Source organism: Microcoleus sp. D3_18_C4, assembly GCF_036702355.1.
Taxonomy (GTDB): Bacteria; Cyanobacteriota; Cyanobacteriia; order Cyanobacteriales; family Microcoleaceae; genus Microcoleus.
Genome location: NZ_JAUBTF010000067.1, coordinates 1 through 20548, shown reverse-complemented (window position 1 = coordinate 20548; position 20548 = coordinate 1). Strand labels below are relative to the sequence as shown.

The 20548-nt window shown below is 47.3% G+C and carries 23 protein-coding genes, 1 tRNA gene and 1 pseudogene; 14 read left to right on the top strand and 11 right to left on the bottom strand.

Annotated features, from left to right (window positions below):
- The first annotated feature begins 344 nt into the window (after positions 1-344).
- Positions 345-1415, top strand: a complete 1071-nt coding sequence (locus QUA90_RS25280; protein ID WP_333448242.1) for a histidine kinase — start codon at positions 345-347, stop codon at positions 1413-1415.
- Positions 1416-1915: 500 nt separating this feature from the next.
- Here QUA90_RS25280 and QUA90_RS25275 read toward each other — a convergent pair whose 3' ends face one another.
- The gene (locus tag QUA90_RS25275; protein ID WP_333389903.1) at positions 1916-2905 is read right to left on the bottom strand and encodes a hypothetical protein; all 990 of its coding nucleotides are present in this window, start codon (positions 2903-2905) and stop codon (positions 1916-1918) included.
- A gap of 230 nt (positions 2906-3135) precedes the next feature.
- Positions 3136-4116: a DNA polymerase III subunit delta gene (holA, locus tag QUA90_RS25270; RefSeq protein WP_333331298.1), complete on the bottom strand. Its 981-nt coding sequence runs from the start codon at positions 4114-4116 to the stop codon at positions 3136-3138.
- Between the two features lie 176 nt (positions 4117-4292).
- Between holA and QUA90_RS25265 the strand changes: the two genes are divergently transcribed.
- Genes QUA90_RS25265 through cbiE form a run of 3 tightly spaced genes read left to right on the top strand, consistent with a single transcriptional unit; the run spans position 4293 to position 6632 of the window.
- Positions 4293-5033, top strand: coding sequence for a DUF1868 domain-containing protein (locus QUA90_RS25265; RefSeq protein ID WP_333448247.1), 741 nt, complete (start codon positions 4293-4295; stop codon positions 5031-5033).
- On the top strand, positions 5023-5331 hold the full coding sequence (locus tag QUA90_RS25260; RefSeq protein ID WP_333448241.1) for a hypothetical protein: 309 nt from the start codon (positions 5023-5025) through the stop codon (positions 5329-5331). The genes QUA90_RS25265 and QUA90_RS25260 overlap by 11 nt, the downstream gene beginning before the upstream one ends.
- Positions 5328-6632 (top strand): precorrin-6y C5,15-methyltransferase (decarboxylating) subunit CbiE, encoded by a 1305-nt coding sequence (gene cbiE / locus QUA90_RS25255; protein ID WP_333448240.1) that lies wholly within the window; start codon positions 5328-5330, stop codon positions 6630-6632. Before QUA90_RS25260 ends, cbiE begins: the two co-directional genes overlap by 4 nt.
- Positions 6633-6663: 31 nt before the next feature.
- Here the strand turns inward: cbiE and QUA90_RS25250 are convergent, their stop codons facing one another.
- The 6 genes and pseudogenes from QUA90_RS25250 to rlmD form a co-directional block, all read right to left on the bottom strand.
- Positions 6664-7548 carry a CPBP family intramembrane glutamic endopeptidase gene (locus QUA90_RS25250; protein WP_333448239.1) on the bottom strand — a complete coding sequence of 295 codons (885 nt, stop codon included), beginning with the start codon at positions 7546-7548 and terminating at the stop codon, positions 6664-6666.
- Positions 7549-7640: 92 nt separating this feature from the next.
- Positions 7641-8681, bottom strand: a complete 1041-nt coding sequence (lpxD, locus tag QUA90_RS25245) for a UDP-3-O-(3-hydroxymyristoyl)glucosamine N-acyltransferase (RefSeq protein WP_333448238.1) — start codon at positions 8679-8681, stop codon at positions 7641-7643.
- A gap of 143 nt (positions 8682-8824) precedes the next feature.
- The gene (locus tag QUA90_RS25240) at positions 8825-9139 is read right to left on the bottom strand and encodes a YkvA family protein (RefSeq protein WP_333448237.1); all 315 of its coding nucleotides are present in this window, start codon (positions 9137-9139) and stop codon (positions 8825-8827) included.
- A 412-nt stretch (positions 9140-9551) separates the two neighbouring features.
- On the bottom strand, positions 9552-10820 hold the full coding sequence (locus tag QUA90_RS25235; protein WP_333448236.1) for an SPFH domain-containing protein: 1269 nt from the start codon (positions 10818-10820) through the stop codon (positions 9552-9554).
- Positions 10821-10834: 14 nt separating this feature from the next.
- A pseudogene (locus tag QUA90_RS30560) lies at positions 10835-10951 on the bottom strand (GNAT family N-acetyltransferase); the annotation flags it as partial.
- A gap of 164 nt (positions 10952-11115) precedes the next feature.
- Positions 11116-12528, bottom strand: a complete 1413-nt coding sequence (rlmD, locus tag QUA90_RS25230) for a 23S rRNA (uracil(1939)-C(5))-methyltransferase RlmD (RefSeq protein WP_333389895.1) — start codon at positions 12526-12528, stop codon at positions 11116-11118.
- A gap of 8 nt (positions 12529-12536) precedes the next feature.
- Here rlmD and QUA90_RS25225 point away from each other — a divergent pair, with 8 nt between their 5' ends.
- Together QUA90_RS25225 and QUA90_RS25220 are read left to right on the top strand one after the other, a co-directional pair.
- A complete protein-coding gene (locus tag QUA90_RS25225; protein WP_333389893.1) occupies positions 12537-12914 on the top strand; it encodes a hypothetical protein in 378 nt (125 codons plus the stop codon).
- An 83-nt stretch (positions 12915-12997) separates the two neighbouring features.
- Positions 12998-13483 carry an allophycocyanin subunit alpha-B gene (locus QUA90_RS25220; RefSeq protein WP_333063958.1) on the top strand — a complete coding sequence of 162 codons (486 nt, stop codon included), beginning with the start codon at positions 12998-13000 and terminating at the stop codon, positions 13481-13483.
- Between the two features lie 127 nt (positions 13484-13610).
- On the opposite strand, the gene QUA90_RS25215 is transcribed toward QUA90_RS25220, so the two are convergent.
- A complete protein-coding gene (locus QUA90_RS25215) occupies positions 13611-13994 on the bottom strand; it encodes a hypothetical protein (RefSeq protein ID WP_333448235.1) in 384 nt (127 codons plus the stop codon).
- Positions 13995-14111: 117 nt separating this feature from the next.
- Between QUA90_RS25215 and QUA90_RS25210 the strand changes: the two genes are divergently transcribed.
- The 3 genes from QUA90_RS25210 to QUA90_RS25200 all read left to right on the top strand — a co-directional run bounded on the left by QUA90_RS25210 (position 14112) and on the right by QUA90_RS25200 (position 15349).
- Positions 14112-14492, top strand: a complete 381-nt coding sequence (locus QUA90_RS25210; protein ID WP_333030075.1) for a helix-turn-helix domain-containing protein — start codon at positions 14112-14114, stop codon at positions 14490-14492.
- A gap of 35 nt (positions 14493-14527) precedes the next feature.
- Positions 14528-14797: a hypothetical protein gene (locus QUA90_RS25205; RefSeq protein ID WP_333389851.1), complete on the top strand. Its 270-nt coding sequence runs from the start codon at positions 14528-14530 to the stop codon at positions 14795-14797.
- Positions 14798-14947: 150 nt separating this feature from the next.
- Complete coding sequence (locus tag QUA90_RS25200) at positions 14948-15349, top strand: helix-turn-helix transcriptional regulator (protein ID WP_333331323.1); 402 nt, start codon at positions 14948-14950, stop codon at positions 15347-15349.
- A gap of 123 nt (positions 15350-15472) precedes the next feature.
- On the opposite strand, the gene mazG is transcribed toward QUA90_RS25200, so the two are convergent.
- Together mazG and QUA90_RS25190 are read right to left on the bottom strand one after the other, a co-directional pair.
- Positions 15473-16300: a nucleoside triphosphate pyrophosphohydrolase gene (mazG, locus tag QUA90_RS25195; protein WP_333331326.1), complete on the bottom strand. Its 828-nt coding sequence runs from the start codon at positions 16298-16300 to the stop codon at positions 15473-15475.
- A gap of 66 nt (positions 16301-16366) precedes the next feature.
- On the bottom strand, positions 16367-16996 hold the full coding sequence (locus QUA90_RS25190) for a metal-binding protein (protein ID WP_333448234.1): 630 nt from the start codon (positions 16994-16996) through the stop codon (positions 16367-16369).
- 71 nt (positions 16997-17067) lie between these two features.
- On the opposite strand from QUA90_RS25190, the gene QUA90_RS25185 reads away from it, so the two are divergent.
- From QUA90_RS25185 to QUA90_RS25165, 5 genes are all read left to right on the top strand, one after another.
- A tRNA-Val gene (locus tag QUA90_RS25185) sits at positions 17068-17139 on the top strand.
- A gap of 186 nt (positions 17140-17325) precedes the next feature.
- Entirely contained in the window at positions 17326-17709 is a 384-nt protein-coding gene (locus QUA90_RS25180) for a hypothetical protein (protein WP_333205002.1), read from the top strand.
- 165 nt (positions 17710-17874) lie between these two features.
- Entirely contained in the window at positions 17875-18924 is a 1050-nt protein-coding gene (ygfZ, locus tag QUA90_RS25175; protein ID WP_333448233.1) for a CAF17-like 4Fe-4S cluster assembly/insertion protein YgfZ, read from the top strand.
- A gap of 173 nt (positions 18925-19097) precedes the next feature.
- Positions 19098-19475, top strand: a complete 378-nt coding sequence (locus QUA90_RS25170) for a hypothetical protein (protein ID WP_333331334.1) — start codon at positions 19098-19100, stop codon at positions 19473-19475.
- Between the two features lie 99 nt (positions 19476-19574).
- Complete coding sequence (locus QUA90_RS25165; protein ID WP_333448232.1) at positions 19575-20324, top strand: DUF72 domain-containing protein; 750 nt, start codon at positions 19575-19577, stop codon at positions 20322-20324.
- Positions 20325-20548 lie beyond the last annotated feature (224 nt).

The window sequence follows — 20548 nt, the reverse complement described above, 5'->3', positions numbered from 1 at the left end:
AGTTTCTAGGATTTCTATGAATATGGCTTACCCAGAAACCGACTTGTATCTACGAAAATGCCCAGTACAACGCGAGGCATATCCGGTGAAAAGCCTTGTTTCTTTAATTCCTTCTTTAATTTTTTTGTGGGACTTTTCGTAAAAAAAATTACATATTATAAATCGGCTTTCCTGTCCTTGCGGCCTACCCTAGGGGATAGATTTTTTTGCTTTAATCTTAATTTCTGTATGCTGCCATACAACCGCTGCATTTGGCTGGCGGGCAAATTTTCTACATATTTTAACTAGCACTTTGTTCAAAACTCTCAGTAGGATTCCGGATGCGGTAGCGGCCTTAACGATAAATGAAAAACAGTGTTCGAGCTCTTGGAGAGCATTTTTTAATGTACGATATTACCTTATTTACCCCGCAAGACATGGCTAAATGCAGCTTAGTCCTGCGCCACTTAGGTAGAAATACTGCTAGTATGGAAGCCAGCAGCCAGAAGATTGTTAACTATATTTACCGACATTTTTGCAATTCGCAAACTGGAGAAAATTCCTGTGCCTTAGTGCGTTTGTTCAAAACTCATCCCTACGGGGAATTAGAAGACTCCTTGCAACAATCCGCCCGCCGCTTGATGAAGGGAAATTCACCCACCGCCGACATGAAATGTTTGACTCTGCTAGCAGCCGCAGGCCCTGAACCGCAGTGGAATTCTCGGCACACAGCAGCAGAAAATACAGCTATTCCATTAGTTAGCACAAAATTAGTGGCTCAAATGCCGGCGATTTCCGAAATAATCAGGCAGTTCGGTTTAGACATTCCTACATTCCTCGGAATTGAGCGAAAAAGGTTCCTGCAATTAGAGCCCGCAGTATTAAATATTTTTCACGTATCAGAGGCAAAAGGCAGCCCCTTTATTCCTGAGCAAAATTCCTTAATTATCCCCTACCAAGTCAAGTCTGTCTTAGGATTTGGGGGACTTCTGCCGTCAGGAAGTGTGTTTGCGGTAGTGATGTTCCTGAAAGTTAAAATTCCCCACAACACTGCTGAAATGTTTAAAGATTTGGCACTTAGTGTCAAAACAGCATTGTCCATGCCCGACAAAAAAAGTGTTTTTGAGTATTCAGAAACTCCTACAAGCTTTGTTACAAATAACAATATTTACGAAACCCAATTACTTGAATATCAAGTGGCTAATCTGATGCAATTGCTGGACTTTTCCGAACAAGAAATGCTCAGACAAGCCACTCGCTTGCAACAGACTATTGACAATTTACAGTGCGAACTAGCCGAATACAAAAATAAGGAACAAGCTTTGAAAGTAAGCGAAAGTTCATTTACAGGCATCCTCAATATTCCCAAAGATGCTATTTTTCGCGCAGAAGATCAAGGAATTCAGCGTTTTAATCCAGGGGAAGAACAGATTTAAACCAAGCTCTGTGTTTAGCAAACCGGTTTATCCAAGAAACCAAGTTATTGCGGTGTTTGTTGAGTAAATTTTGTTTTTACAGGAAGGAGTGCGAGCATCCGGCTTGCTGTATATACATCTAAGTAAGTCGGTAGAAAAAAATCAAGGTAAATAAAGTAATGTTAATATCCGTTTCCCAAAATAATACTACAATGATGCTGAGAGCGTGAGAAATATTTTATGCACGTAAACTACCAAGAAAGAATTGATTTAACCTCAGAGGAGTTAAAAATAATTTTGTCGCAGCGCCGTGAACTATAATTAATCGACCAAAAATTCCGATACCGAGATTGATTAAAGGCTGAAGATAGCTAAAGCCTTACAGATGTAGTGAAGTTAAATAAATTTTTAATAAAATTGAAAAAAGTCAAAAGTAAGAAAGCTTTCAGTAAAAACAAGTTTTTTTACTTTTGGCTTTTGACTTTTGACTTTTAGCACATCCAGTATTCAACTCAAAACTCTTAAGGTGCTGCTGCCGCCCTGCGGTTGGCAACACTCAGGTTAGCCTGATATTCTGCCGCTTTTTGCTGAGCCTTTTGATAGTTAGGGCTGGTTGACGGTACGGCTCTCATGAGCTTAACCGCTTGCTGCCACTGGCTTGCTACTGCGATCCACTCATTTTGAGACTGAGCCGTCTGGGCCGAAATTGCTGCCTTCTGAGCTGTGTTAACGGCTTCTCTCCAAGAGTCAGGCTTAGGCGCGGCGGCTTTTGGTGCAGGAGAAGCTGGAGCTGGGCTTGCTGGTGCTGCAGCAGTGGGAGCGGGTTTTGGTGCAGGGGAGGCTGCCTGTGGGGTGCCCGGAGAGGCGGCGGTCGAGGATGCAGCGGCTTTAGACGCGGGAGATGCGGGTTTCGGGGAGGGGGAAGTAGCTACGGGGGCGATGGGTTCTGGGTTCGAGTCGCCGAAGGGGAAAGTTTTAGTAAAGAAAAGCCCTGCGATCGCCGCCAGAGGTACTAAGATACCCACAGGTATTACCCATTTGGGAAATTGTTTTTTCGGAGGCGGGGCTTGATCTTCGTCTTCGTCTTCGTCTTCCTCGTCGTCATCTCGATCGAATTCTCCTTCTTGATAATAGTCTTCGCCTTCGGGCTCGACATCATCTAAACCTACAGAGTCGTCAGGCATTCCACTATCCAAGGGGTAAGGCATTGAATCTGCGGGCATCAGATCAATTTCATCTTCCCACGTAGGCTCACCGTCACCTGTTCGACGCCCGTAAACCTTTACAGTGTGAATTGATTCAAGTCCCAGCTTCGTCATGCCGGTGCGGATGAAATCGACCAATACCATTTGATCCGGTACTTTGTCTGCCTCCAGAATTATGTGGAGGCAGCCGTTGTCCCGCGTCACATCGGCGTTGATGCCTTTGGGTTTGAGTGTACGGTTGATGCTAGATGCGATCGCTTTTGGATCGCCTTGCTTGAGCAGTTCCCGCGGGTTCTGTTGTGTCATGGGTAGCGCTCTTTTTTTGGGGGGGGTGGAGAGCCGGCAAATAATATTAACCGATCGGCATTCGGCGGACAATATTTATTTACCACATTAACTTCTACTTTGGCATTCTAAGAGTATTTCTAGTATCTATTGACCTTTTGCCCCGCGATCGGGCATCAAGCACATAGCCGAAGAAAGAAATTTGTTATAAAAATTTACAGTAAAGCGCCGCTCCTGTGCTCTGTCGCGCATCAGCGAAACAAGCTAGAAAGTTCTATAACTTTGGTTTGCAGGGTTGAGATTTCTTCTCGGCCCCGTTTTAAAGAAGCTTCTAACTCTAGGAGCAAAGGCAAACTTTTTTGCAGTTTTTCTAAGCTGGCATTCTTGACTTCTTGCCGAAAATAGTATACTCGTTTCGGATTGCCGAGATCTAGAGCTTGAGCAATTTTATCATCGCGATCGCCCGCTTGGATCATCGCCTTTACCCACAGCCAAATCCGAAACTTACCAGTCAAGCCAGCGACAATCCTCAAACCCGGCTCGCTGCGGCCAGTTAAGCCTGCCAGTAAATCCAAAGCGGCGGAGGTATTGCCCTCGCGAATCGCATCGGCTAGCTGGAAGGTATTTTGGGCGTGACAGTGTACCAGTGCTGCCACTTCCTCCGGGTTCAGAGGTTGGCTGCGGTTGCCCGCAAACAGTCGCAATTTTTCCAGTTCGCTGTATAGCCCACGGGTATCGCTGCCAATGGATTCGGCCAAAAGTTCGATCGCTGTCGCTGTCAATTTTACGTTCATTTCGCCCGCGACTTGGCGCACCCGCTGGGCTAATTCTTTCTCATTCCAAGGCGGAATCGGTGAAAATTCCCGCACTTGGGCGGCGGACTGGGAAATTAACTTGGTAGATTTGAGCCGGCTGTCGGGTTTTTTGACGGATGTTAGCAGCAGCACGGTGGTGTCGGGAATCACCGGCAGCGTCCGTTCAAATTGTGCTAACAGTTCTGGAGAACACTGCTGCGTTACAGTCGTATTTGCCAGCCAGACAAAACGGCTGCCGGTACCGAAGGGGGGCGTTAAGGCTCGATCGAGCCCTTCGACCACAGCTCCGGCGGAATCGGCAATAATCTTGTCATAGTTAAAACTAGCCCAGTTGGGGTCGAGGACTGTTTGGCGCAAACTTGTCACAGCCTGCGCGATCGCAAAGTCGTCTTCCCCCCAAAACAGGTAAATTTGCATGAAAAACGCTCAGTAGCCCAAAAAATCAGAGTTGCAGGTTCCGCAAGTCCAACATATCCTGAATAGGGCTGTTGGAAGCCCGCACCATAATATAAAATTTGGTGTGGGAGTTTGTCACCGCGAGGAAATCAAGATTGGATGATACTTATCAAGCTTACGTAAATCGGGTGGCGCGAATGACGCTGCTGGACTCCTACAAGTCCCAGGTGGAACACATTCAGGAATCTCCAAAATTTAAGCCGGACGAAGCTGGCCGGAGAGCTCCTGTACCTTTTCCGGGTTATTCGGTGATTACGCCGCCTGCTGGGGAAGATGCAGAAAATGCTGCACTTTATAGTAATTTGCACTCGATCCAACAACGGCTATTGCAGGAAATAGCGGACGGTGCGATCGTGGCACTGCCTCCTGATACCTTCCATTTAACCGTAGCCGATTTGATTTGGAGCAGCGCTTTTCGAGATGCCTCTGATAAAAATCCCGAATTTGAGGAGCAACTGCGCTCGCGCATGGCCGATCGTTTTGCCGCCTGCAAACCCTTGGCGGGCGGCGCTCCCATTCGCTGGACAGTGCTGGGGTTGATGGTGATGACTAGAGCTGTGGGTGTTTGTTTAGCACCGACGGACGAAAACTCTTACAAGCAAATTCTGGAGTTTCGCCGATCGATCTATCAAAATCCCGATTTAATGGCTTTGGGAATTGAACAGCAATATCATTTTACGGCCCACATTACTCTGGCTTATTTTGGGGACATCGGGCCGAACCTTGACCGCGATCGCTTGTGCGCTTTGCTGTCAGAGTTGAACGAGCAATGGCTGGACACGCCGCAAGAACAGTCCGTACACCGAGTGGAACTGCGGAAGTTTGACGACATGACCACCTATCTCCGACAACCGGAATGGCCTGTTTTTGAGTTTTAACGAAGGCAGAGGGAAGAGGGAAGAGAAAAGAAGGAAGAGGGAAGAGGGAAGAAGGAAGAGGGAAGAAGGAAGAAGGAAGATTTTTTCCCATCTCCCACTCTCCCCATCTCCCACTCTCCCACTCTCCCCATCTCCCACTCTCTCGCCCCCTCTCCCCCTCTCCCCTGTGACAACAGTCAGGATATTGCCTATTAAATGCTTTAATTATTTTTGTTTGACAGTAAAGTCAAGGAAAAAATTTATGAAAAACCAGGAAAAATCAGTAATTCTGGTTTTTTACTTTTTGCTTAAAAAGTGAGAGTACACGTTGTTGGTATAGGTTTAGATGGAGCTGCTGGGCTGAGCGAATCGGCGCGGCAGGTTGTAGAAATGGCTGCTCTGCTAATAGGGAGCGAGATCCATTTGAGCTATTTTCCCCAGCACGACGGAGAGCGCTGGGCGTTGGAAGATTTGACCGAAGCAATTCTGGAAATTCGGCGCTGGTGGGGGACCCAAGCCGAATTAGAACCCTCTGCGGGGACGGTGGAACACCGTGATCGACCGATCGTAATTTTAGTGGCCGGCGACCCGCTGTTCTACGGCTGGGGAAAGTTGTTAATTGCCCAATTGCCGCCAGAAAAATTAACTTTTCACGCCCATGTCAGTTCTGTGCAGTTGGCTTTTAATCGCTTGAGAATCCCTTGGCAAGATGCTCATTGTGTAGGCTCTCAAGGACGCTATTTTGAGGAGCTGACGGCGAAGCTGAAGCTCGGTGTGGAGAAGATTGCGGTGCTGGCGGACGAAGCTCACACTCCTGCTGTACTGGCAAGTTTGGTGAAAGCTCTAGATTTGCCGACACGCTATAAGTTTTGGGTTTGCGAAAATTTGGGGGCGGCCGAGGAACGGGTAAGCCGCAAGTCTCTGGAAGCTTTGCTGGGAGAGTCTTTTGCACCGCTGAGCGTGGTTGTGATGCTGCGGGAGTCTCCGCCGAGGGCAGAACCTTTGGATTTGGAAAAGTTGCCTTTGTTGGGAATACCGGATGCAGCTTTTATCGGTTGTGGCGACAAGCCGGGTTTGACGGTTGAACGGGAAGTGCGGGTGTTGGTGCTGGGACAATTGGCTTTGCAACCGGGACAAGTTGTCTGGGATGTGGGTGCTGGTAATGGTTCTGTGTCGATCGAAATTGCTCGTTTATTCCCGCAATCTGAGGTTTACGCGATCGAACAAACAGTTTCTGGTACTTCTGCGATCGAGTTCAACTATGGCCGTTTTGGGCTGCAAAATGTGTTTTCGATTAACGGAACCGCCCCGGAAATCTTGCACCGCTTGCGTCCTCCGCACCGGATTTTTATTGGCGGTAGTGGCGGAGGGTTGACTAAAATTTTGGGCGTTTGCGCGCTGCGGCTGCTCCCTGGAGGCTCGCTCGTGTTGGCTTTGGATGCTTTTGAGGATATTGCTACTGTTTTGAGCTGGATGGGCGATCGGGTGCGCCGGGAACCGCACTGGAGTTACCGAATCATGCAAGTGCAGTTATCGCGTTCTGTGGCTGGGGGGAATTCAACTCGTTTTGATGCGCTGCGGCCGGTTTCGATTGTGACGATCGATCGACACTTGAATTAATGTCTGAATTTTAACCGCTGATTTAAGCTGATTAGCGCTGATTAACGCTGATTTGAGTTAGGAATAGTAAGGTTGCGGTTGCTAGTAGCAATAAAATGCCGGCTGCACCTGCTAGCGGTTTCGCTGCTATTCCTGTAATCCATTCTGGTACGGTAGAAGTAGGTTTAATTGCGCCTTCTGTATCTACGGTAGTTATACCCCAAATCCAAGCTGCGTGAATGCCGATCGCCAATCCCAAACTGCCATTGTCGGCGATGCGAGCTAATGTTAAAACCATTCCCATCAGCCACAATCCGGGCAGTTGCGGTAGAGTTTCTTTGGCGGCCCAAATTAGGTGGGCGATCGCAAAAATGAAACTGGCGATCGCTGCTGCTATTAGCATTGAGTAATCTTGCTGGAGGATTGTTTGCAAGCAGCCGCGAAAGATTAACTCTTCTGTCGCGCTAATCCACACTCCTAATAACAGAGTCAGCAGACTAGCAGGGTTAAAAATTAAAGCCCAAGGATTAATTTTTTTTTCGCCTGTTTCGGTGGATATTTCCCCGATTTGTAGCTCGATCCAGCCTGCACTTAATTGCAGACCGAATAAAATTACTAAGCTGATTATTCCTAGTCCTAATCCCCGCATTAATGACATCAAAACTGCTGGTTGCCCATCCCAACCCCAGTTAACAAAAGATGTGTTTTCGATCCAACTTGTCGCCCATAAAATGAAGGGGACAATCACGTAGAGGGAAGCTAGTAAAGGTAGTTTTTTGTTTCCTAGGGGTTGGGGCGGATGCCATTTGAGGGCGATCGCCAGCACAATCGCTGCGGGAAGCCACACAACAATCCAAGTTGAGAAAAACAAGATTATTTTGACAATTGCTGGTATTGACGGCGACAGCAGCCGCAGGTTGTTTATGCTATTCCACATTTAAGGGGTTGCAACTCTAATACTGTTGACTGTTGGCTGTTGGCTGTTGGCTGTTAATGGTTAACTAATGACTAATGACTAATAACTAATGACTACCGATCGAGCTTGCGCTGAATTTGCCTCAAAGACTGGTACATTTCGGGCAAGCGGTTGTAGACGGCTGCGGCTTTGAGAAATAGTTTGTGGGGAATTGCTGGCACCCCAGTCACGATCGCCCCTGCTGCAACATCGCTGTGAATTCCGGCTTTAGCAGTGGCGATCGCCCCATCTCCGATTTTGGCTTGATTAGCAATTCCCACTTGACCAGCCAAAATTACATTGTTGCCAATTTTTACTCCGCCAGCCATGCCAACGTGAGCGGCAAAAGCACAATTTTTCCCTACTTGACAGCCATGACCTACGTGTACTAAATTGTCGATTTTTGTATTCTGGCCGATGCGGGTTTCTCCGACAGCGGGCCTGTCGATCGTGCTGTTGCAACCAACCTCAACGCCCTCTTCTAATACAGTGCAGCCAGACTGCTCCATTTTCACCCATCCTGTGGCTGTCGGCACGAACCCAAAACCTTCGGAACCAATCGCCGCACCGCTGTGAATCACGCAATTTGCCCCGATGCGAGTACGTTCGTGGATGACACAGTTAGCGTGTAAAACAGTGCCTTCGCCTATTTCCGCATCTGGGTAAATTACGACATTTGGGTGAATGCAAACGTTGCTGCCAATTTTGACTTTTGCTTGAATAACGACGTGGGGGCCGATATAGACATTTTCACCAATTTCTGCTGAGGGGTGAACGACGGCTGAGGGATAAATTTCGGATGCTGGGCGAAACGGTTGATAGAAAATGGCGATCGTTTCAGCAAACAGCAATCGCGGATCTGCTGCGGCAATCCAAGCAATGTTGCGATCGTCACATTGAGCTTGGAGACTTTCATCTAACGGTAAAATTAAAGCCGAAGCATTTGTAGTGGCTGTATGAACGGCAAATTTAGCACCTTCTATATAACTGATTGTGCCCGATGCAGCTTCATCAACAGGGGCCGCGCCTGTAATTTCTGGATCGGTAGCAACCGACGCTGTGAGGGTGCGACTGGTGGCTAAGTTAAGTTTTTGTACTATTTCGCTAAACTTCATCTATAAAAATTTGTTGTTAGCACAGATGGATCATAGTTAAAATTACCAGCTTTGGAGCACGATCTGAGCAGTTGCCATTTAAAAAACAAAAACCCCGACTTCTTCAAGAAATCGGGGTTGTAGCGCTCGATTATTTTTGGCAATTATTGTACAGAAACTGCATCTACGTCAACGGTGCTGCCTTTGGCTTCAGAAGGGCTGCCGGTGGCTTCAGATGCTGAGGCTGTGTCTGTTTGGCGGGATTTAAAGTAGTCGATCGCCATTTGCGAAACTTCGGAAATCAGCAAGACTGCGATCGCCACATCGTCAATTTGTCCGACGACGGGGAGAAAGTCTGGGGCAATGTCGATCGGGCTTACCAGATATGCCAGCGTTCCCAGAATGATCCACCAGCGGTATTTGGGGTTGCGGAGGGTGTCGCGGTACCAGTTGTAAACAGATTGTATAGAAAAGTTCATGGGGTTGTCCTCTACTTATATTTTTAATCTTGACAAATTGTCGCTCGAAATGCTTGTGGAGATATCCCCCCTAGGGTTGGCAAGAGAATTCTACCTGGGAGTATTGGGAATTGGGGAGGGAGAAGTTGTCAAGCTGTGTTGAAAGGGCGGGGACTCTTGGCAATGCCCCTACAGAAACCTGACAGATGAAAGGCGATAATGAATCTGCGTTTATCTGCGTTTATCTGCGGTTTAAAAAAACATTCATATTGTGGACGGTAGATTCGGAATCTATTACTTTTATATCGTGATTAAAGCAAGTTACTTAGATTGGGATTTTTTAACCGCAGATGTCAGCAGATAAACACAGATGAACGCTGATGGGATTCATCTGCGTTTATCTGCTGTTTAAACACATCTTCATATCTCTCACTTACGAATTTTGAAAGATCCATTTTTGGTCGCCGATCGCAATTTCGCAGCCATTTGGCAGCCAAAAAGGCTCGTTAGCAGCCAGCCTCTGGCCCCCTACAAAAGTGCCGTTGGAACTGCCGCTATCGACAAGCTGATACCGCTGTTTGCCAATTTCGTCAGTGGCCCGGCGGATTTGAGCGTGGTAGCGCGAACTTTGCGGATCTTGTAATACTAAAGTGTTGGTTGGTTCGCGTCCAATTGTAAAGGGATTGGCTGTTAGGGCGATCGCCTCTCCAGAAAGTTTGTAGATTAAATATGCGGTTGTTTTGCGATCGCTGCTTGCGAGTACGGTTGGTGCAAGTTGGGGAGGATTTCTCCCTGCTGGGAGACTGTTTTGAGCAAGTTGTTGTGTTAGTTGTTGTAAATCGCGATCGAACCCTGCTGCTGTGTCGGAAGCTGGAAGACTCGCAGGAGAATTACCTGAAATTAAGTTTAACTGCTGTACGGGAGATTGAGGAACAATCGGACGGCCTGCTTCGGCAATTCTCATTTGCAGGGCGGCGGCATTTTCTGCTTCCTGTCGGGCACTCATTCCCTCAACTTGGCGAATAACTCCATTAGTTTCGGGAAAGCTGACATCGCCAATTCGCACGTCTTCTAAGTTAAAACCGAGAGTATAAAAATCTTGGACGCGATCGAGCAAATTTTGGCGCAGCAACAGCCGTCCTTGACTGATAAGCTGTTGTAGGGGTATTTGCCCGATCGCTAATCCCATACAATCTTTTACTGCACTTGCTAAAGCACCTATAGGATCGGACAATTCCAAAGCTACTCGTTTCGGATCTATAACTTGATAAATAACAGTCAGGGTGGCATCAATTAAAAATCGATCCTTAGACAAAAAATCTCCGTGCGACTGCACCTCCAAATTGCGGAGTTTGGTGTCTACGAGGACAATTTGAGACTGTTCCAGCAGGGGAAGGGCAAAGCTGAAATGCCGCCCGGATTTCAGGGTACGCACGGCGCGGCCGTTTTTGACCAACACACCCGTGTAACCCGCCCCTATAAAGTCCATGCTAAAGCCGGCCCAGCGTTCGGGTGTGACGGTTTGAATCAGGGGAGAAGCGTTGTTCATGGGAGGGAGTTGAGGGAGGTTCGATTCTATTTTTAGGGTAACAAATTGCTGGGGGTGAGCGATCGGGCGGTGTGCCGGTTTCGCAACCTCTATTCTATACTTCTGGACTCCCCGCGATTCAGGCCGGACTCGATCGAGTTTGCACCCCAGCAATCCACCTTCTGTTCCTACTGCATTCCCACTTTTGCCATCACCCGCCGGGAAGCAATATTTTCAGATTTAGAAAGCGCTACAATGCGATCGAGTCCGAGAGTTTGAAACCCGTATTCTAAGATAGCAAACGCTGTTTCAGTTGCTCAACTCATGCCCCCAGCTTATATCTATTTGTACGCACTTAATCACGAGTCTTAAAGTGCATACATTCGCCAACAATCTTGAAATTATCTGCGGTTTCCCCATCAATCAAAGATTTATGCAATAAATCTAGTGGGTCGATCGCCCTTTTGATTTACCGCACCAAAAAAGCCGCACACTCAACATGAGAAGTCTGAGGAAAGAAATCCGCCGGCTGCACTCGCGCTAACTTATAATCCCCATTTTCGCACAAAATCTTGAGGTCGCGAGCCAAAGTAGCAGGCTTGCAGCTAACATAAACAATGCGATTTGGTTTGATTTCCTTGATAGCTTCCAAAACCGCGCGATCACAACCTTTCCTCGGCGGATCTAACAGCACAATATCCGGTGTCAATCCCAAGGAAGGCAGCAAACTCTCTACAGTTCCCGCTTGAAAATCGACATTTCTCACGTCATTTAACTCAGCATTTAATTGGGCTTGTTCGATCGCCGCCGATTGCACTTCTAAACCAATGGCTATTTTTACTTGTTTTGCCAAGGGTAAAGTAAAAGTACCAATGCCGCAGTAAGCGTCAACCAAAACCTCGTTTCCTTGCAAATTCAATTCGCCTACCATCACCTCTAACAACGCTTCAGCCGCCTCTGTATTAACCTGGAAAAAAGTATCAGCCCTTAGCTGAAATTTCAAACCAGCAAAACTTTCTCGCAGATAAGAACGACCCGCAAGGCAACGAGTTTCGACACCAAAAATTACATTAGTTTGAGCGGGATTTATATTCAAACAAACACCTGCCAGTTGAGGATATTGTTTCAGCCACTCTGATGCTTGCTCTTCGAGTCCCGGCAAGTCTCCAGTGCGAACTATTAAAGTTAGCAGCATCTCCCCGGTGCGCCGTCCGATTCGCAAGGACAAGTGACGCAATTCTCCTGTATGTTTCTTTTCGTCGTAGACTTGCCAATCCCGCCAGTGGATGTCTTCTTTGACTTCTTTTAACAAAGGATTGAGGCGCGGATCTTGCACCGGACACTGATTGAGATTGACTAATTTGTGGGTGCTTTTTTGATAGTAACCTGCTTGGACTTGACCTGTTGCAGATATTGCCATGGGATAAGTCGCTTTGTTGCGGTATCCCAAAAATTGAGGAAATCCCTCGATTTTTCCAGTTAAAATTTCATCAACTTGCGGATTGCTAAATCCGCCAATCCGTTCTAAGGCTTGAATGATTTGATTTTGCTTGGCTGCAAGCTGATATTGATAATCTACGTGCTGCCACTGACAGCCACCGCACTTGTCAGCGACAATGCAGTTAGCTCGAATGCGGTGTTCGGAGGCTTCCAGAAGTGTGTCCAGCTTGCCTGTAGCATAGGTGGATTTGACTTGCACGAGGCGGACAAGGACTCGATCGCCCGTCACGGTATCGGGCACAAACACTACTAACTCACCAAAACGACCAACTCCGTCGCCGGTGTCTGTCAAGTCGGTAATCTCTATCTCAATCAGTTGACCTTGCTGGCAAGGGTTTGCCAATTTCGTCGAGTTTGGGGTGGGGAATTTAGATTTGGTCACAAGTAGTCATGGTAGGATTTAATATGGTAATGCAATATCGCTCTCTCTTTCCTGAGATAAGTCGTAGCGAAGCGGGGCGTAAGCCATCGCACTCAAGCTCAATTGCAGGCGGTCTTCCTGCTGCTGAACGTCTTGCTGCTAAAGCCAAGCTTCAACCGGGGAGTCAAGCTTGTCGCGAGTTGCCTCGATCCCGTCGGTGCGATCGGCTGTTGGGGCGATGTAGCAAAAACTCGTTAAACAGTCAAAGTGTCTGCCGACATCCAAACTCTCACTCGCAGTTTTTGAGTTTTTCCCGCAGTACCCTGGAACACAAGGAAACTGGCTTGAATATCAAGCATAACGCTTGGGGAGATTTACCCTCTACTTCTAGGATTTATAAATGTTAGGAGCAAGGCGAGTCGGCGAACCAAGAATCCCGTCGCCAACAGATGGGAATGTTTATTAATGTTATCCTCAAATTTGAATAACAATGAGCGTAGTTAGCCAATTAATTCTCCAAGCCGACGACGAACTTCGCTATCCCAGTACCGGCGAACTTCAAAGCATCAAAGATTTTTTTAAAACCGGAGAACAGCGGGTGCGTATTGCTACGGCGCTGTCTGACAGTGAGAAAAAAATTGTTGAAGAAGCTAGCAAAAAACTCTGGAAAAAACGCCCTGACTTTATCTCCCCCGGAGGTAATGCTTACGGTCAACGCGAACGGGCTTTGTGTCTGCGCGACTACGGCTGGTACTTGCGCCTGATTACCTACGGTATCTTGGCGGGTGACAAGGAGCCGATCGAAAGCATCGGTTTGATTGGCGTTCGGGAAATGTATAATTCTCTGGGCGTTCCTGTTCCTGGCATGGTCGAAGCTATCCGCTGTTTGAAGGAAGCTTCTTTGGCTTTGCTCAATCAGGAGGATGCTAAGGAAGCAGCTCCTTATTTTGATTATATCGCTCAAGCAATGTCTTAATTGCTTTGGTGATTGCTTTCATCAATGTAGCGGAGCATTCGCGGGTGATTTTTGGGGTGATTTTATCTCGCAATTGCTCGCAAATGTTTCGCTTCTGTTTTGGGAAAGGAAATCTGCCTAATTTCTGCTAGGAAGCAATGCTGTTTAAGCTTTCCCAGATGTTGAGTTCGTCTTGTCTTTCCATGCACATTTGAATTAAAAAGTCAAGTGTTTTTGGGAGAGATTGTTTTTTGAATTTCCGGCTGTCGTAGTGAATGGATGTTTTGAGCTGCGAGAGTTCTCCAAGGCTGGGGCAGGTTTGGATATGATGAGCGATCGCATTTTGCCATTCTTCCAGCTTCCGGTAGCTGAGAAATTGTCCGCCTCTGTCCCGCCGATGCACGAAAACCACGAAAGCCCAGGATTCGATTCGCTTAATTTGATTTTGGCTGATTTTGAGCAGTTGGGCGATCGACCTGACGGTGATGCGGAGCTTTTTCGAGGGTTGGATGCGGCGAAACAGTGGTGTCATGGCTGTCTATTTAGCTTGTTTCAACATTGTAACACAATATTTTTAAGTTGCAAACTTAAAAATTACACTAGAAAGTCAGGCGTGATAGCTTAGCTTTATGCAGATAGGTGATGACTGATGGTTGTAGCAGAAGCTAGGCGAGAAAAAGAATACTTGAGACGGAGATTTACTGATACCGGGCTGCGGCGGTTGGGTAAATTCCTGCGATCATGGCGGGAAGCTAGGGGGTGGAGCGTTCACGAACTGAGCGAAAAGACCAAGCAGCATGAGGCTCAATTTTATAATCTAGGGGGAGAGCCTTTGCCGAAAGTCTTGGGGGTCAGCATTGCAGGCATTTCGAGAATCGAAAATGGCTATTACAACAAGCCTGCACCCGATCTTTTGTGGCTGTTCCTCGATGTTCTCGAACCAGTTCACCCGGTTGAAAAGCGGTTGGTTACTCTAGAAGACTTACTTTTGATCGGAACTGAATTTTGGAACCCAAACGTCGAGGCGTAGGATTGACTTAATAGTAGTTAAATTGGATCTGTAAAATGCCCGGATTTCTTGACTTTAAGGCTGTCGTCGATCAGGAAAAACTGCGCCCTGTGCGATTTACGGATACGGGACGCGGTAGATTGGGCAAACTTCTGAAAGCAGCTAGAGAGATTCGGGGCTGGTCAATTATTGAAACAGAAATGGTCACAAAAGAATACGAGGCCGCTCTGTTTCGGACAGCAGGAGATCCTGTACCAAAAGATGTCGGTATTAGTAATGCTACTGTTAGTCGCTACGAACGCGGGAAGTTAGAAAGTTTGGATTGACGCTCGCTCTCTCTGTTATGCTTTGTCCTCAAGCCGATCGACCCGGTGACAGGAGAGGCCCTGGAACCGACAAATGCTTTATATATCGCGTGCGAACATCCCCCATACAACGATGCGAAGCTCTATGACTAGATTATTTGCAGATAGGTAATGTCAGAACTCTCTAACAAAGCTGTGGTAGATAATCGGCAGGAATTGCGTCCCGTTCGCTTCACGGAGACGGGGCGGATGCGTTTGGGGAAGATTTTAAAAGCAGCAAGACAGACAACAGGCTGGTCTGTCAGCGAAACAGAGTTCAAAACAAAGGGATATGAAGAGGCGCTGTTCACAGCTACAAATCAACCCGTACCCAAAGATGTGGGTATCAGTGCCGCAACAGTCAACCGTTACGAACGCGGGAAGCTGGATAATTTGGATTGGCGATCGCTCTCTCTGTTATGCTTTGTCCTCAAGCCGATCGATCCGGTGACTGGGGAAGCCCTGGAACCGACAAATGCGCTTTATATCGCTTGCGAACATCCCCCATACAACGATGCGAAGCTCTACGAGTAGTTGATTTTTGATGTCTGATTAAAGAAAATTAGTTAGATTGGGAGTTTTTAACCGCAGAGGGCGCAGAGGGCGCAGAGTTAGAGAAGAGAGAGATTAATCATTCTGATACCAACGGATTTGATATTACGCATCGCCCTTTTGTTTAGCAATTAAAGCTTTAGCTTGCTGCCACAGAGATTCTAACTCTTCTGGGGCATAATCTGACAAAGGTCGATCGCACGCAGCCTCTACCTTCGCAAACCGCTGCACGAAGCGATCGTTTGTTCCTTGCAAAGCAGCCGACGGATCTAAATCGTACCAGCGAGCTAATTGAATCAACACAAACATAATATCTCCCAATTCCGACTGCTGCGCTGCCTTATCCTCGTGTTTGAGAGCGTGTTCAAATTCTGCCATTTCTTCGTGAAATTTATCCCAAACGCCCTCTACACTGTCCCAATCAAAACTCACTTCCGCAGCTTTTTGAGAGATTTTCATCCCGGCGGTGATTGGCGGCAAAGTGCTGGCATAACGGCTCATTTTTGAGGCTAAAGTTGGCGGCTTTTCCAAAGTTGTGCCTTTTTCAGCAGCTTTGATTTTTTCCCAGTTTTCGTTGACTTCATCAACGCTGTTGAGTTCGACATCGCCAAAGACGTGGGGATGTCGCCGAATTAGTTTTTCTGTAATGCCTGCAGCGATTTCGGCGAAGGTAAATTGATTGGATTCGCTGGCAATTTGAGCTTGTAGAATTACCTGTAACAGTAAATCGCCCAATTCTTCGACGATCGCATCTTTATCTCCTTTGCGAATCGCATCGGCGGTTTCATAAGCTTCTTCGATGATGTGAGGAATTAGAGTTTGGGGAGTTTGGGCTAAATCCCAGGGACATCCGTCGTCGGGCGATCGCAATTTAGCCACAACTTCTATAAGTTCTTTGAGTGCTGTGAGCGATCGACTTTCAGAATTAGACATAATAATTTACCTTTTATATCAACCGCCAAGACGGTTATAACGTTGTTACTCCAACCATTAATTTTATTACTTCTGCCTTCTTCCTTCTGCCTTCTTCCTTCTGCCTTCTGCTATGGATTTGCTAGATGTGCGAGTCGGAGCTTGGATTTTGCGCCTTTTAATTGTCTTAGGAGAGCGCAACCCGCTCAATCCTTTCTTTTTGAATCTTTTGTAAGCAGAGCCGCCCCAATCGCTCAGATAGTGGCTCATAGCGCCCAATTCTAGACCGATGTAAACGGCTAAAATTTCGATGTGGTGTTCCCAGATCGATCGCCCGTAACTCAAAACCACATCCTGCCAATTCCAGCCGAAGTTTCCGACTTTTTCGGCAATTGCCAATCCCACGATTCCGAGAACCGCGATCCAGATAGCGAGGTACAATATTCGCAAAGCAGTGCCGATCAGAGGGCCGTGGGACAAAAAAGAGCGGTGGCGCAGGCTTTTTTGGTACGGGAGCCAAATCGCTTTGAACCATCCCCAGCGCTGATACTGGCAAGAGTAAATATCCAAGTCGGGGCCAAACATCAGCCCGCCGAATAAGAAGCTGCCGGAAACGAGCAAAGTCAGGTTGCTGCTCTGAGTCTGGCCAAAGGTGAGGGCTGCCACGAAGGGCAAACTCCACATGGTTATTTGATCGTGGGTGCGGCCAGAGGGCATTTAAAGTTTATGATTTTTTTACTTGATCTTTCTGAGTTACTGTGATATGATAAATCCCGGTGAGTGCAATTGGGTGATTAGCTCAGTGGTAGAGCGCCTGCTTTACACGCAGGATGCCGTAGGTTCAAATCCTACATTACCCATCCGATAACTCAATATCAACAGTTTCAGCCGTTTTTAGCCGTCAAGCCGAGAACGGCTGTTGCTGTTGAGGGTTGAGTGTTGAATTGGGTGACGACTAAATTTAACATTCTGGGGCGGATGTTTCAAAAGTTGGCACCCAATGCTAGAAAATTAATTTATTGATTTTCTTTTTTAGAACCCTGTATATGAAGCCTAAAATAACTAGCCCGATCGCTTGGCAGCAAGCTGAACTGCTCATGCAGCCAGCGATGATTCGAGTGCTCGATAACATCCGCAAACAATTAGAGGAGTCAGTTTGGACGGGTACTTATCAAGAAGTGCAGATTCCCATTCCTGGCTATCAACTAATTTTAGAGCTTCAAGGCGAGCAAAGATGTGTCGATATTTGGGAACTTTGCTATCGAGTCTGCTTTGTCAACTACCAGCCCGCCCACAGTCAAATCCAAAGCCAAGAAGTTGTAATTGATACTAGCTTGATTGATGATGAGACTGGCGACGTAGATTGGAATCGTCTTGATGCTAAAGCCAGCCAATTAATACAAGAAATATTCGCCAATTTGGGCAAATAGTCAGTTGACAGTTGTCAGGTGACAGTTGTCAGTTGTCAGTGGTGAGCTTTCCAGCCAACAGCGAACAGTCAACAGTCAACACTCATCAGTTAACAGTCATCAGTCAACAGTCATCAGTCAACACTAATCAGTCAACAGCCAACAGTTAACAGTCAACAAAATCTTATGATTCAGGAATTGCACGACATTCAAGCAGCGGCAGGTGCTACTTTTGCAGAGTTAACAACCAAAGAAATTGTGCCAGTCAGTTTTGGTAACGACGCAGAAGCGATCGCAGCAACGAAACAAGGTGCCGCTTTGTACGATCGCACTCACTGGGGACGCATTCAAATCTCAGATAGCGATCGACTGCGGTTCTTGCACAATCAAAGTACCAATAACTTCAATATACTCAAACCCGGTCAAGGTTGCGACACGGTTTTCGTCACATCCACCGCCCGGACGATTGACCTCGCCACCGCTTATGCTACAGAAGATGCCGTACTGCTGTTAGTTTCGCCCAACCGCCGCCCCCAATTGCTGGAATTGCTCGATCGCTATATTTTCCCAATGGATCGCGTCGAGTTAACAGATTTAACCGATACAACTGTTGCTTTCAGTTTCCTTGGCCCGGAAAGCACTCAACTACTAGAAAAAATCGGAGTTACCGAACTAGAAAATCAACCTTACGCTACTCACAAATTGATAAATTTTGCAGGTATGGAAGTCCGAGTTGCGGTTGGTAGCGGTTTAGCAACTCCCGGATACACGTTAATTGCGTCAGCAAGTGATGCAGCCCAGTTATGGCAGGAATTAGTTAAAGCTGGGGCTGTACCGATGGGCGATCAAGTTTGGGAACAACTGCGAATCGAACAAGGACGGCCCGCACCCGATTTTGAACTCACAGACGATTACAACCCCTTAGAAGCCCGCCTTTTACACACCATTACCTATGACAAAGGCTGCTACATCGGTCAAGAAACAATTGCCCGGTTGAACACCTACAAAGGAGTCAAACAGCAACTTTGGGGCGTGCAGTTGAGCGGTGCGGTTGAACCCGGAACAACAGTCACAATCGGAGAGGAAAAAGTCGGCAAACTCACCAGTTTTACGGAAACTGAATCCGGATTTTTTGGTCTTGCTTACATCCGCACAAAAGCCGGCGGCGAAGGACTGAAAGTGCAAGTCGGATCGGTGTCAGGGGAAGTAGTAAATGTACCTTTCTTGAGTTCGTAGTTGCGATCGGTAGGCTGTTGAGGCCGCAGCGCCAAAAACTTTTTTGTTGAGGTTGATGTGGGTTAACGTTAACCCAATAAATTGACACAAATTCCTATCTTTAGATAGATTTACCACAAAACAACAGCAATTATTCTGTATAACAGTCGTTACAGAAAAAACAGAGTTTTTCAATGAAAAAGTTTACATCGCGCTTAGTCAAAACTTGCCTGCGAGTAGGAATAATCTTTGCTGTAGGAATAGCACTGATTTTTAGCTCCGAATTGGAATTGTCGGGCAACAAAATGCAAGCGATCGCTACATCTTTAACCCCTGAAGCTAAGTCTTACGAAGTTGCCCGTCCCGATCGGCAGCCAACAAGCGATACAGAGAAGGATGCCACGGGTGTACTTGACAATATCCGAGAAAAGCTGAATCTCGACCAACCCATTGCCCCCAGTACCAAAAAATTTATAGAATCGGTAAAAGATAACGGGGGCGAAGCAGTTACGCCGGGACAGGAAGCAGTAGAAAAAGCGGCAGAGCGAGGTAGGAGCGATCGAGCCAAGTAATTCAATCGCATCCAGTTTTCAAATATCATATTATTAGTCCGCCTGCGCGGACTTTGTTTGTTCAGTAGCGATTTCCAAATCCGAATCATGGAAGGGATAATGAACCCGGATTCGATTGTTCACATCGGGACTTCAGGCTGGAGTTACGACCATTGGGAAGGTGTGCTTTATCCCCACCAGCTACCGCCTCGCTCTAGGCTCGATCGCTATATCCAGCACTATCAAACCGTCGAAGTTAATAGCACCTACTACCACTGGCCACCAAACACTACCTTTGCTAACTGGCGAGAGCGCCTCCCCCAAGGATTTCTGATGACCGTAAAAGCGCCCCGTGGTCTAACGCACTCCAAGCGTCTTTACTCGCCAGAAAAGTGGTTGGAACGGATGAGTGAGGGACTTCAATGCTTGGGCGATCGACTGGGTATTCTCCTCGTCCAACTCCCTCCCCAGTTCGGCTGCGATTTGGCCCGCCTAGCTTACTTTCTAGAACAGGTTCCCCCTTGGATCAAAGTAGCTGTGGAATTCCGACATCCAAGCTGGCACACAGAAGAGGTATTTTCGCTGCTAGAACGCGAAGGAGCGGCTTACTGCGTCATGAGCGGGGCCCACCTGCCGTGTATCCTGCGCGCAACGGGTTCATTCGTCTATGTGCGCCTCCACGGCCCCGACCCCAACAATCTCTACGGCGGCTCCTACTCGGATGATGATTTGCGTTGGTGGACCGATCGCATCCACGAGTGGGAAAGCCAGGGGCGAAGCGTGTTCGTCTACTTCAACAACGACGGAGAGGGAAATGCAGTTCGCAACGCTTCAAAGCTAAAAACTTTTGTGGAGAACGGTACTTCGTGACAAGCGAAAATTGAGAGCGTCCCCATTCTTTTGGCCGCATTCAAAAACGCTCCGCAGTTCCCTGAAGCTGAATTAGAAATCGGAGGTGGCGTTCGTCTAGGTTGTTGTTTGACGATCGCACTCACCCCGAACGCGCACATCCAACTCAATACAGGGGATTCCAGGTTTATGAAGTACAGTAGCAGCAGCTTGTAAACCAGTTTTTAAAGTGCTTAATATTAACC

Coding starts and splice junctions, on each gene's coding strand:
- holA (WP_333331298.1), bottom strand. CDS start 4,116: ATGCAAATTTACCTGTTTTGGGGGGAAGACGACTTTGCGATCGCGCAG.
- QUA90_RS25240 (WP_333448237.1), bottom strand. CDS start 9,139: ATGAACTTTTCTATACAATCTGTTTACAACTGGTACCGCGACACCCTC.
- QUA90_RS25280 (WP_333448242.1), top strand. CDS start 345: ATGAAAAACAGTGTTCGAGCTCTTGGAGAGCATTTTTTAATGTACGAT.
- QUA90_RS25200 (WP_333331323.1), top strand. CDS start 14,948: ATGTCAGAACTCTCTAACAAAGCTGTGGTAGATAATCGGCAGGAATTG.
- ygfZ (WP_333448233.1), top strand. CDS start 17,875: ATGATTCAGGAATTGCACGACATTCAAGCAGCGGCAGGTGCTACTTTT.
- QUA90_RS25265 (WP_333448247.1), top strand. CDS start 4,293: ATGACGCTGCTGGACTCCTACAAGTCCCAGGTGGAACACATTCAGGAA.
- QUA90_RS25205 (WP_333389851.1), top strand. CDS start 14,528: ATGCCCGGATTTCTTGACTTTAAGGCTGTCGTCGATCAGGAAAAACTG.
- mazG (WP_333331326.1), bottom strand. CDS start 16,300: ATGTCTAATTCTGAAAGTCGATCGCTCACAGCACTCAAAGAACTTATA.
- QUA90_RS25165 (WP_333448232.1), top strand. CDS start 19,575: ATGAACCCGGATTCGATTGTTCACATCGGGACTTCAGGCTGGAGTTAC.
- QUA90_RS25210 (WP_333030075.1), top strand. CDS start 14,112: ATGGTTGTAGCAGAAGCTAGGCGAGAAAAAGAATACTTGAGACGGAGA.
- QUA90_RS25170 (WP_333331334.1), top strand. CDS start 19,098: ATGAAAAAGTTTACATCGCGCTTAGTCAAAACTTGCCTGCGAGTAGGA.
- QUA90_RS25220 (WP_333063958.1), top strand. CDS start 12,998: ATGAGCGTAGTTAGCCAATTAATTCTCCAAGCCGACGACGAACTTCGC.
- QUA90_RS25180 (WP_333205002.1), top strand. CDS start 17,326: ATGAAGCCTAAAATAACTAGCCCGATCGCTTGGCAGCAAGCTGAACTG.
- QUA90_RS25250 (WP_333448239.1), bottom strand. CDS start 7,548: ATGTGGAATAGCATAAACAACCTGCGGCTGCTGTCGCCGTCAATACCA.
- QUA90_RS25225 (WP_333389893.1), top strand. CDS start 12,537: ATGGTAGGATTTAATATGGTAATGCAATATCGCTCTCTCTTTCCTGAG.
- QUA90_RS25190 (WP_333448234.1), bottom strand. CDS start 16,996: ATGCCCTCTGGCCGCACCCACGATCAAATAACCATGTGGAGTTTGCCC.
- lpxD (WP_333448238.1), bottom strand. CDS start 8,681: ATGAAGTTTAGCGAAATAGTACAAAAACTTAACTTAGCCACCAGTCGC.
- QUA90_RS25215 (WP_333448235.1), bottom strand. CDS start 13,994: ATGACACCACTGTTTCGCCGCATCCAACCCTCGAAAAAGCTCCGCATC.
- QUA90_RS25275 (WP_333389903.1), bottom strand. CDS start 2,905: ATGACACAACAGAACCCGCGGGAACTGCTCAAGCAAGGCGATCCAAAA.